A 10632-nucleotide genomic window follows, 5' to 3' on the forward strand; every position below is an offset into this window, starting at 1 on the left:
AGCATGTTGAATTTAGTGTTGACACAAAATAGCGAGGCCATTAACATGCGCCTCGTTCACACGATTCCTCTGTAGTTCAGTCGGTAGAACGGCGGACTGTTAATCCGTATGTCACTGGTTCGAGTCCAGTCAGAGGAGCCATATTTGAGAAGCCCGCTCAGGGAAACCTGAGCGTGCTTTTTGCTTTGTGCGGTTTGGTCTGAATAACCATTCTCTTCATGCAACCATCGCACTGAAGGGTTCTCACTTTAATACATATTTGAGGAAGGCGGTTGCTGTTATGTGATTGGCTCAATGCGCAACGGCAAAATCATTACCGCCCAGCGCATGCTGCTGGTTCGCCTGTACCAACTGGCAGAAAGGCGTGAGCAGGTGAAAGACGTGCCCCGCCCCATTGCTATTTATCTTTCCGAACTGAAATACCATTTATCAAGGCCCGCGATGGAAGGTTTAGGCGCGGCACACGATAAAGCTGTTCACATTATTATGGACCATCAGTCGAATGCCGATTTAAAAGACTGCCCGGCCGATTTGAAAGGTGACGCCGTTGTCGGCGCGGTCGTTGAAAACGCCAAATTCAAACGGGTATATCGCGTCATGGACCCGGATACCGCTGAATGGGTGGCAAGGATGTCCGGCACCATATTAGTCGATGATGAGGTCCGCAAAGCGAAAACCGACGCCGTGTTGACAGAAACTATCGACGATGAACGCACCATCAGACAGGCCGAGCGTTTCTTTACCGACAGCAATATGATCCTGAATCTACCCGATGTTGTCAGCTTCATCTTCACGACAAAAACACTCCCGGCTGCTTCTCTGATTTCGCCCATCAGGGTGAAAAAACGCGAACTAGAGATCTGTGCCGTGTCGCCCGCAATTGCCGCCACCGCCGCAACGATAAACATCACCCTGGATTTTAGCGAGGAGGAAACCTCCCCCGGACCCGCATCAACACCGGATATCACCACAACGCGGCCCGATCTTTTTTTTGATGGGGCGGACAAAAAAGACACGACGACACAGAATACCGGTAAAGAGGAAAACCCGTCATTACTGGATTTTTAGTAGGGGGAATGATGCTGATCACCGCATATAGCGAACGCCAGACGCGACACCGCGAAAAAATACAACGACTGCTGAATTTTCTGAAGGAAGAGACGTACAGTGACTTTAAAACGCTGATGTTGTTTGGCTTCAGGGATCATAAATCGCTGTATTCCCTGCTTTAAAAAGTCGAGGTCATGGGGTTAATACAAAAGCACGTCCTGGTATCATGCACGATGAAAATTACATTGTGGGGCATAACCAGTGACGGACTGGCCGTTGTGTTAACCCCCGACGATGCGCTTTTTCCGGCGCGGTTTGAGCCTTCAAAAATCACCAGCTGGACGCTGGAGCATCACCTTGATAATCAGGCGGCACGGATTATCCTTGAGCAAAAAGGCGCATCCGGATGGATAGTCGCTCGGGTATTCTAATGTCTTCGCGACGTCCGCTCATCGCTCACAGCGGCCTGTCATGCCTGCTTAAAAAACAGGCTTAGCGTAGGATATTTTCCGTTTTCCAAACGGCCCCCTAAATGAACGCAAGTAATTAATGTTTAACATAAATAGTATTTACTGCATCGTGATTATAAGTCACATTTGATAATGTCACTTTTGGAAATGCGGCGCTTTTTCCATCATTCTGGGAGATCATTTCTGATGCTGGTAACCATGTCCAATAAAGAACTTTGCCGGTGATCTAGGCCGTTTTTGAAAAGCGTCTGCGTCGCCCTGATGCCGCTTCTCAGTTGGTTCTCACAGAACGTCAGGTTCAGCGTCTGATGAACCGCTTCAGGGAATAAGGTGCTGCCGGACTGATGAACACCCGTGACGGTATGCCCGGAACTCATCGCATTAATGTTGCACTGCGCCATCGGATACTGCCGCTGCTACGTGAAAATTACGTCGATTTTGGCTCCACACTTGCTGCAGAAAAGCTTCAGGAGCGCCATGAGATTTGCGTTTCTGTCGAGACGCTGCGATGCTAGATGGCTGCTGACGGTCTCTGGGTGCCGCATGCCCATCGGCGTCCGCGAGTCTATTAGCTTCGGTATCGCCGCGACTGTTTAGGTTAACGCATTCAGATCGACGGGTCACATCACGACTGGTTTGCGGCCTGCTGATTTACATCGATGGCGCCACCGGTCGCCTGATGCACCTGATATTTTGTCAGAGCGAATCTGCCTTCGGTGATAATTGCAACATGCAAAATGCTTTTCATCCAGCAATATTTCGTCTGGAGATATAGCCACGCGAACAGCTGGCTTCACGCCGTAAAGACAAACAAAATGTTGAGCGCATACCAGGTTTGAAGATCATAAAAGGCTGATGCGAAGAACGGCTAACTAATGATCGCCCACTGTCATTGACGCTTCGCGAGCTCCTGAACACGTACTTGAAACTTGAAAAAGAACTCGCCAACGGCGAAAGGTAATAGTATTACCCATCACATTCACCTCTAACCGTCATGCAAGTCATTCACTATTTGTATAAATATCCAGTGGTATGAATGGCATCAGAGTGTATTTTTGAAGATTTGACCATCTTTCATGATGACGCGGAACGCCTGCTCGGGCTGGGCGATAAGCTGAATATCAGTCAGCGGATTGCCATCAACCACAATCATATCAGCCAGTGCACCTACTTCCACCACCCCCAACTTGTTGGGATAGGGGTTACGAGGCCCAGATAGGGCGCAGAGTTTTGCATTAACGCTGGTAGCCATTTTCAGAATTTCCAGAGGCGTATACCAGCGAATGAGCTTGGCTAACTGAGCGCCCTGACGGGTGGCGAGTCGCGCATCAAATAGCGTGTCAGTGCCCCAGGCCGTTTTAATATTGTATTTTTTCGCAAGTTTGTAAGCCGTATCGGTGCCTGCAGACATAACGAGTTGTTTGGCGCGTGAAGACGGGTTGGACATCGGCACCGCATCCTCATCATCAAGGAAAGGCTGTAAACACCACCATAACTCCTGCTTCGCCATCAGCTGCACCGTCTCTTCATCCACAAGTTGACCGTGCTCGATACATTTCACACCACCTTTGATCGCCATGGTTACGGCGCGCGCCGTATACGCGTGGACTGTGACGTAGGTTCCCCAGTTTTCTGCGGCCGTTACTGCAGCCTGAATTTCTGGCACTGAACCTTCGGTAACGTCAATACCGTCATACAACGAGGCCACTCCACCGCCCGCCATAAATTTAATCTGAGAAGCGCCGCGCATAAGTTGCTCTCTGGCGCGTAACAGAACCTGATCGGCTCCATCAGCAATTGCCGTAATTCCTACCCGCTCGATATAGCTAAGGTGTTCGGCAGGTGTGCGCGGTAATTCGTTAAGCATACGGAAATCACCGTGCCCACCCGTTTGGGAAATGAAAGCCCCCGATGGATAAATTCTCGGCCCTATTGTAATCTGCTCGTCAATCGCTCGTTTCAGACCAAAAACCGGGCCACCCATATCGCGTACCGTCGTAAAACCGCGTAGCAATGTCGCCTGTGCCTCAGCGATAGCCAGCGCCTGTATATAATTAAAGTCGGCTGTCATGGCTGTCATCATTGATGGACGAGCCATAATGGCATGCCAGTGAGCATCAATCAGACCTGGCATCAGGACACCGCCCGCACCGTCAATGACTTCAACCTCTGGTGGCAAAGGCGTCTCTGCAGGCTCTATTGACTTGATTATCTTGCCTTCGATAATTACTTGCAGTCCTTCACGCAAATGATCCGAAACGCCATCGAAGATACGTATGTTAATAAACGCTTTCAATTCCGCAGTAGGGGCGGTTGCCTCACTATGTTGCGATTTCCGTCCGGGTAATGCTGCTGAGACTGTCTCTGCTGTAATCGGCGGAGCTTTGGCTGCTTGTTGGGTAAGAACAGTATTGATGCGAACAAATGCGGGACTGTGGCAAAGACAAGTATCAGAATGTTCATGGTTAGAATGAATGAAAGATAATGACCACATAATACTAAGATCCTTATTCAATTAAATCATAAGCACAAACAATAAACCTAGCATAATTATATCTTGTTTTTAAAAATAATTTTTTAAGTTCAACCTCAATAAAATAATTGAATGATATGCAACTAATTTAATATCAAGAGTTGTCTGGAGGATTATACTGATAAAATGGAAGCGCCAAGGAAGCGCAATCTGAGAATTCGACATTAATTGGTTTGTCCCGCTTGTGCATCAAGCCCGAAGAACACCTAAATTTGGGGGGTACATGCCGATGTTTCACCTGCTAATCGGGCTAGTAGGCAAAACAGGCCGCAGATGTTTCAAAGCTTTGTTATTGAAGAAAAAGGCACAGAGCGCCCGCATACAGGGGAATACAATGAGCATTTTTCACCGGGCCATGATGTCTGCACACGTTACGCGACTCCGCTGTATACTACAGAACACAAGTTCGAATCCCATTGCGGCTGGCCGCCTCTCTGACGTTGAAAACGCCGGCGAAGAGTCACGCCCCTCACTGCCGAACGATATTTCTGTACAAATAAATGCGGTTCCCGACATGCATTTTGTTCATCAGCCTGGCGCGACTGGCATAAATATTTTTGATATTTACGCCCAGACGTAGGCCAATTTCGCGGGTATCCAGTCCCTCCTGAAGACAGGTTAGTACGTCGTTTTCGCGTTCAGACAGTTTGCTCTTCACTCTATAATTAAAATGCGTATGATTAATCGACAGGCAGTAAAGCACTTCGCTCATTTCACTCCGGCGATCGATAAATATCACGTTCTCCAGATGGCATAATGCATAATAGTCAAAATCATTTGAGATAAATGCATAAACCTTTTTGTTCAGAAATGAACATTGTTCTACCTGTGAACGGCTGGTTGTTTCCACATCGACAATAAAATAATCGCTACCAAACGGATGGGATGAAAAGAGTTTTTTAAGCCCTAACATGAAAAAATAATCTTCAGATAAAAAGGTATGCAGCGAGCTCATTGTAATTCCCTTTTTCACTTTCGTCTATTTACGGCTCATGCCATAAGCAATGAGCTTTTTTTTATTTTTTACCACACGATCACTTTTTCATAATCAGAGGCTGAATAAAATCAGCGTAAGATTATTATTAAGTCGGTGTTATCTTACAGGCGTAGCCGTATTCTGAAATGCAAAGAAAAACTTATGCTGTTTATTCATTATTTAAGGGGTGATGATTTATAATTAACGCCACAATAAAATAGATGGTCTCCTATGTATCCCTGCAATCGATTCACTTTTACTTTTATCACATTCATCAGTGTAAATCTTGCTGGCGGCATTCTTCTTTTTGAAAAGATGAAAGTCAGTCAGAGAATAAACACTCAAAAAAACGTTATTATTATCCGCGATGAAATTGACCGCGTTCTCAACCATGCTCGGATTGCCAGTCACTCCGCCATACATTTCCTTGAGGGGAAATGCGATTCGGCCACACAAACCGATATTCGCAAAATTGTCGCGACCATTCCTGATATCCGCACGGTCAGTCTGCTCCGGGGCAACGAGATCTATTGCTCCTCGGTTTTCGGGGCTCAGTTTTTCAGACTGGATGCCCAAAGCACGCCGCCGTTAGGGCTCTCCCTGATGGATGGCAATGCGCTCACGCCCTACCGGTCGCTTCTGATTTATCGCACCGAGCATGTCGGCAAGAGCGTGATGGTGGGCATCGACGGTTATTACCTGCAAAACAAACTTAAGACTAACGACAGGCGCACGGATTACCAGATGACGCTGAACGGTCTGACGCTTAACGCAGCAGGTCAGGTTCTGACGCACCGGAACAATACCGCGTCTGCGCGCTATTTCTCCCCGGTGTATAAGTACCAGATCAACGCAAATCCGGTCGTGCCGGTCAGCCCGGATGTATTGCTGAAAACTGTCTGGCAGGATGAAAAGCTAGGGGTTTGCTTGACGCTTTTACTTTCCGCCCTGCTCTCGACAATAACCACTAAAACACTTTCCCACCGTAATACTTTATTGTTTATGCTTAAGAAAGCGCTGGATAAAAATGAACTCATTCCCTTTATTCAGCCGATAGTCGAAGCGGAAAGCGGTAATACCGTCGGCGGCGAAGTACTGATGCGCTGGAAACATCCGCAGCGGGGGCATATTTCCCCTGAGCATTTTATTCCGCTGGCGGAACAAAATGGTCTGATTACCCGCATAACGCAGTCGGGATTACGTCAGGTTGCGGACACACTGAACTCCGGTGACATTATTAACTCCCGCGATATGACCTTATTTTTCAACGTCTCCGCCGCTGATTTTATGAATCATGACATTATAGATTGGTGCCGTAAATTCATGCGAAAAACGCCGTTTTCTGGCTGGCAGATCGGGCTGGAAATTACGGAAAGAGAACCTGTTGAAGACACGCAACTTGTTCAGACGTTGTGTGAACAGCTCGACGCGCTGGGTGTGCAGATTTCGATAGATGATTTTGGTACGGGGAATTCTAATTACCGCTACCTGATGCAGTTTCGCCCGCGCTATATCAAGATTGATAAAGTCTTTACGTTGGGCATCGAAACCGACGCCAGTAAAGAAGCTATTGTGCGCAACATTATTGCAATCGCGCAAGATATGCGCTGCATGACCATTGCAGAAGGTGTGGAAACCGCCTCGCAAAAGGTGAAACTGGCGGCGATGGGCGTCACGCATTTTCAAGGATATTACTTCTCGAAGCCAGTTGATATGGCCACTTTTTTCCAAAACACACTGAATACCCTCCCATAAATAAGGCATCCCCCGAAGGGAATGCCTTTTCTTCCATCGATGTTACTCACCGTTTACCAGTTTAGATCAATCGCTACCGCAGCGGTCGCTACGCCGGGATCGGCACTCGCCCGAGGACACAAAACCCAGACCAAAGGATCAGACCATGATGTTTCTGTCGTGATGGTGCGCAGATTGGTTTTCGTGCCGTCCATCGGAACCGATGAGCTTTTGTCCGTACAACCGGCATCAGTGGCCGCCGTCGTGCCGCGGAAACCGCGCACGTCGCCGTTGATCGCGCCATTTGCTGACATCAACGGCACGCTGTTCTGGTCACCCGCCTGTGATTTTGGTGTCACCGAATAAGACACTGGCAATGAGGTTCCCGTCGGGTTTACGCAGGTTACATCCAGCGAGGAACTCACCGGAATACCGCCCGGTTTACCGGCGTCAGCCGGTGTCACGTCGCCAAATGAAATGGAGGAAGGCGTGCTCAAGTTGCAGCTGACGCCGGTCCAGGTCAGGGAAAACGTACGTTGTTCAAAGGTTGACGTGGTGGCATTCCAGCGGTATCCGCGCGAGGCCTGCGCGTAGACAGTTTTGGTCGCCATTTTTGCCGCACCCGGTTTTACGTAAACCCCGTAACCTATTGCCGCCTGCGTGCCGCCGCCGGTGTTCATTTCAACGACTCCGTTGGAGACGGTGTACGTGGTTCCCACGCCGACACAGTCGGTTCGGGTGCTAAGATCTCCAGACCCGGTACCGAATTTATCCCATGATGCTGACGACGTAGTGTTCAGGCCGACGTTGCTGTTCGGGGTAAACGTCCCGCCATTGCTGTTCGGGTACATATTACCCGCCGTGACCACCATCGGGCCGGACATCGTGCCAAACGGGATCACCAGGATGCCGGGGGCAATTTCATAGCCCCGGTAACCGTCATAAGTCGCCATCGGGTACATGTTGATGCATTCGCCGGTAGACAGCCGTGCCGCAGAAACCAGAATCGTGCCGACCTGTCCGTAGCCGAGAAACGGCACCAGGTTTTGCGAATAATACCAGCCGGGCTTGTTGGCCGGCACGTAGGCGCCCGTGGTCCACGGCAATGTGGTCGTGACCACGTCGCTGATCACCTGATAACCGGAGCTGAGTTGCAGTGCGGAACAGTTCGCTGCGCTGAGCAATGCGGTCGCGCCCAGGAGACACATTGCGCGGCGTTTCCACGGGCTTTTTTTAGGCATGTTTGATTGTGGAATTAATGCGTTCATATCTTACTCCTTTTGCGACGCAGGCCGTAGTTTTCACCGTCCTGCGTCGGAATTCATTGAGGGTTAACGATTAGCGACATTCGCCTTTCATCTGGATAACCGGCATCTGTGCGGTCGGCGCAAGGCCCTGCAGGTTGTAGCTCACGCGGCACTGTTTATCGTGGCCTTTGCCCCACATCACGGACAGTTCGCCTTTTTGCGGCAAGCCGGTCAGATAGACCTGACCGTTATCGCCGGTGATGCCTGTACTTTCTTCGCTGGAGGCACTTTGCACCTGCGCGACGGTTGCGCCAAATGGCACAACTCCCGCGCCGTCTGGACGCGTCAGGATCATCAGCACCTGATAGCCAATGCGGGTGGCAAAGTTGGCTTTCACCACAGCGCCGTTGGTCGGATAAACCGTCTGCTGGTTTTGCGGCAAATCAACGTTATCCGGCAACGTGCTCGGGTCCAGCCCGATGTTATTGCGGGTGTAATCCGAGAGATAAGGCACCACGGCGTACCCGCGCCAGTCGGTTTTCCCGCCATTGCTTGACAGGCTGACGCCTTCCGCGCCGGGTGCGCTGATCAGCGCCACGGAACTACCCAGAGGCCGTGACAAAGTCACGCCTTCCGAATGCACCACCGCGCCGCCGCTCATATTGACGTTCATCGAGCGCATATCCGTCGAATAGCCGTAACCTGCTGTAATGTTGCCTCTGCTGCCCTGATAGCCAACATTAGCAGTGCTACTGCTGACCTGATCCTGATTGCCCCAGCCCTGCATCACGCTGTAAGAAAACGCGCCGTCGGCGTTGCTGCCAGCTATCCCGGCCTGACTTTGCGTGCGGCCGTGATTGTCATGCGTGAACTGGCTGCTGGCGTAGGTGTTTTGCAGCACGGACGAATAACTGAAAATGCTGAACGGAATGTTTAAGTTGAATGACACCTGACGGTTTTCCGGCCAGTCGCCGTTGCCTTTCATCCGGTCAACGGTGTAATAAAGCCCGTAGCTGATGCCTTTAATACTGCCGTTATACCCGGCAGAAAGGCTGGTAAGCGTTTTCGTCGAGCCGTAATAATCATCACGGTTGGCGCGCAGGCTGACCGAGCCGAAATCGCCCAGTTGCTGCGTTACCTGCGTCTGAAAACTGCTGCGGCGGCGGCTCGTGATCCACGGCGACACGTCTTCCTTCTGCGCATAACCCATGCTGTTGTATTCGGAGAAACTGTAATAGTCTCGCGTCGAATAACGCAGCGCCGTCAGATCGACTGACGTTCCGGTGGTGAGCATACTTTTGGAATAGCGCACGCGCCACGATGCACCACCCTGACGATCTTTGTCTTCAAACTGCGTGCTGGAAAACGTGCCGTCAGCCGACATTGCGCCCCAGTCACCGAGAGAAACTCCGCTCCCCATGCTCAGCGCGCTGTATTTTTGCGACGTCAGCAGGCCGCCGTAGAGCGTCAGGTTTTTCGGCAAACCGTAAATCAACGTGGCGAGCACAAAGTCTGACTGGCGCGAGCCTTGCGTGGTTCCGCCGTCATAACGTCCGGCGGTGACTTCATATTTCACCGCGCCCGGCCGCAGCATCACCGGCAATGAAGAATACGGCACCACGAAGCTGTGAACGCTGCCGTCAGCTTCGGTGATCGCCACGTCCAGGTCGCCGGACATCCCCGCCTGATACAGATCTTTAATTTCAAACGGGCCGGGCGCGACATACGTTTCGTACACTACGTAGCCGTTCTGACGTACCGTGACTCGGGCGTTACTATTCGCCACGCCGTTAATCTGCGGCGCAAATCCGCGCAACCGCGCGGGCATCATCTGGTCGGCGGAACGTAGCTGCACGCCGCGGAACGGCACACCATCCAGCACATCGCCACCGGTACTGGCTTCGCCCATCAGCAGGCGCGAACGCCAGTCGCGGATATCTCGCGCCAGATAGGTATTGGAAAAACGCGTACTGTCAGTGTTGTTGCCGCTGTCAGTGTCGGAATGGCTGTGTGTTATGGTGCTGCGCAGCCGCCACGCCCCGGCATTCGCGCCAGTCTGTACGTTGGCAAAAACGTTGTTGGTTGCGCGCTGATCGTTGTTCACCGTCTGCTCATTGCGTCCGGCGCTGAGATTGTAGTTAAACAGCATCGCCGGGATCCCGTCGTCCCACTGCGCGGGATCGCTCTGGCTGTCCCTGCCCGGCTGCATGGCGACCTGCGGAATGCTGACATCCAGCCGCAGGCGCGATAAATCAAACTTCACCGTGGATTGAGGGATCAGCGCAGTCAGATTGTCCACCGGCTGATTTTTCGGTAAATCTTTCAGCGCGGGCAGTTGATCCACATTCACGCCAAGCGTTTTCAGCAATTCAGGCGTCAGTTGCGGCGCGACATTGCCCTGCGAATTTTTTGTGAACACCAGATCGCGGGACTCAGCTTCACGCTGGTTCACGAAAATCGTCACCAGATAATCACCCTCGGCCACACCGCCCGCGTGCGAGAATGCGGACAGATCGACCTCGGAGGTGCCCGTCCCCAGCGAAAGCAGCTCAGGGTCGAAGTAATCTTCTGCCCACGCACCGTGGCAGCTCATCAAAACTAAAAGTGCAAGTGAATTGCGAA

6 protein-coding genes, 1 tRNA gene and 3 pseudogenes are annotated in these 10632 nt (G+C 51.1%); 6 read left to right on the forward strand and 4 right to left on the reverse strand.

All coding sequences use genetic code 11. From position 1 onward, the window contains the following. The first annotated feature begins 65 nt into the window (after positions 1–65). From ACKI5T_RS09630 to ACKI5T_RS09645, 4 genes and pseudogenes are all read left to right on the forward strand, one after another. Positions 66–141 (forward strand) — tRNA-Asn (locus ACKI5T_RS09630). Between the two features lie 93 nt (positions 142–234). Continuing rightward, positions 235–1068 (forward strand): annotated as a pseudogene (locus tag ACKI5T_RS09635) (MFS transporter); the annotation flags it as partial. Positions 1069–1079: 11 nt separating this feature from the next. Further along, positions 1080–1463 (forward strand): annotated as a pseudogene (locus tag ACKI5T_RS09640) (molybdopterin-guanine dinucleotide biosynthesis protein MobC); the annotation flags it as partial. Positions 1464–1768: 305 nt separating this feature from the next. After that, a pseudogene (locus ACKI5T_RS09645) lies at positions 1769–2235 on the forward strand (helix-turn-helix domain-containing protein); the annotation flags it as partial. A gap of 327 nt (positions 2236–2562) precedes the next feature. Here ACKI5T_RS09645 and ACKI5T_RS09650 read toward each other — a convergent pair. Continuing rightward, a complete protein-coding gene (locus tag ACKI5T_RS09650; RefSeq protein WP_407437185.1) occupies positions 2563–4014 on the reverse strand; it encodes an amidohydrolase family protein in 1452 nt (483 codons plus the stop codon). 312 nt (positions 4015–4326) lie between these two features. Between ACKI5T_RS09650 and ACKI5T_RS09655 the strand changes: the two genes are divergently transcribed. After that, positions 4327–4491 carry a peptide-methionine (R)-S-oxide reductase gene (locus ACKI5T_RS09655; protein WP_407437186.1) on the forward strand — a complete coding sequence of 55 codons (165 nt, stop codon included), beginning with the start codon at positions 4327–4329 and terminating at the stop codon, positions 4489–4491. A 31-nt stretch (positions 4492–4522) separates the two neighbouring features. Here the strand turns inward: ACKI5T_RS09655 and ACKI5T_RS09660 are convergent, their stop codons facing one another. Then, the gene (locus tag ACKI5T_RS09660) at positions 4523–5008 is read right to left on the reverse strand and encodes a helix-turn-helix transcriptional regulator (RefSeq protein ID WP_407437187.1); all 486 of its coding nucleotides are present in this window, start codon (positions 5006–5008) and stop codon (positions 4523–4525) included. A gap of 336 nt (positions 5009–5344) precedes the next feature. Between ACKI5T_RS09660 and ACKI5T_RS09665 the strand changes: the two genes are divergently transcribed. Next, positions 5345–6784 (forward strand): EAL domain-containing protein, encoded by a 1440-nt coding sequence (locus ACKI5T_RS09665; protein ID WP_407437188.1) that lies wholly within the window; start codon positions 5345–5347, stop codon positions 6782–6784. A 53-nt stretch (positions 6785–6837) separates the two neighbouring features. Here ACKI5T_RS09665 and ACKI5T_RS09670 read toward each other — a convergent pair whose 3' ends face one another. Together ACKI5T_RS09670 and ACKI5T_RS09675 are read right to left on the reverse strand one after the other, a co-directional pair. Beyond that, on the reverse strand, positions 6838–8031 hold the full coding sequence (locus ACKI5T_RS09670) for a hypothetical protein (RefSeq protein ID WP_407437189.1): 1194 nt from the start codon (positions 8029–8031) through the stop codon (positions 6838–6840). A gap of 70 nt (positions 8032–8101) precedes the next feature. After that, on the reverse strand, positions 8102–10632 hold a 2531-nt coding region (locus ACKI5T_RS09675; RefSeq protein ID WP_407437190.1), incomplete at its 5' end, for a fimbria/pilus outer membrane usher protein.

The organism is Lelliottia sp., assembly GCF_045627565.1.
Classification (GTDB): domain Bacteria; phylum Pseudomonadota; class Gammaproteobacteria; order Enterobacterales; family Enterobacteriaceae; genus Enterobacter.

Excerpts from the sequence above, each read along its gene's own strand:
- ACKI5T_RS09650 (WP_407437185.1), bottom strand. The coding sequence starts at position 4,014 with ATGTGGTCATTATCTTTCATTCATTCTAACCATGAACATTCTGATACT.
- ACKI5T_RS09655 (WP_407437186.1), top strand. The coding sequence starts at position 4,327 with ATGTTTCAAAGCTTTGTTATTGAAGAAAAAGGCACAGAGCGCCCGCAT.
- ACKI5T_RS09660 (WP_407437187.1), bottom strand. The coding sequence starts at position 5,008 with ATGAGCTCGCTGCATACCTTTTTATCTGAAGATTATTTTTTCATGTTA.
- ACKI5T_RS09665 (WP_407437188.1), top strand. The coding sequence starts at position 5,345 with ATGAAAGTCAGTCAGAGAATAAACACTCAAAAAAACGTTATTATTATC.
- ACKI5T_RS09670 (WP_407437189.1), bottom strand. The coding sequence starts at position 8,031 with ATGAACGCATTAATTCCACAATCAAACATGCCTAAAAAAAGCCCGTGG.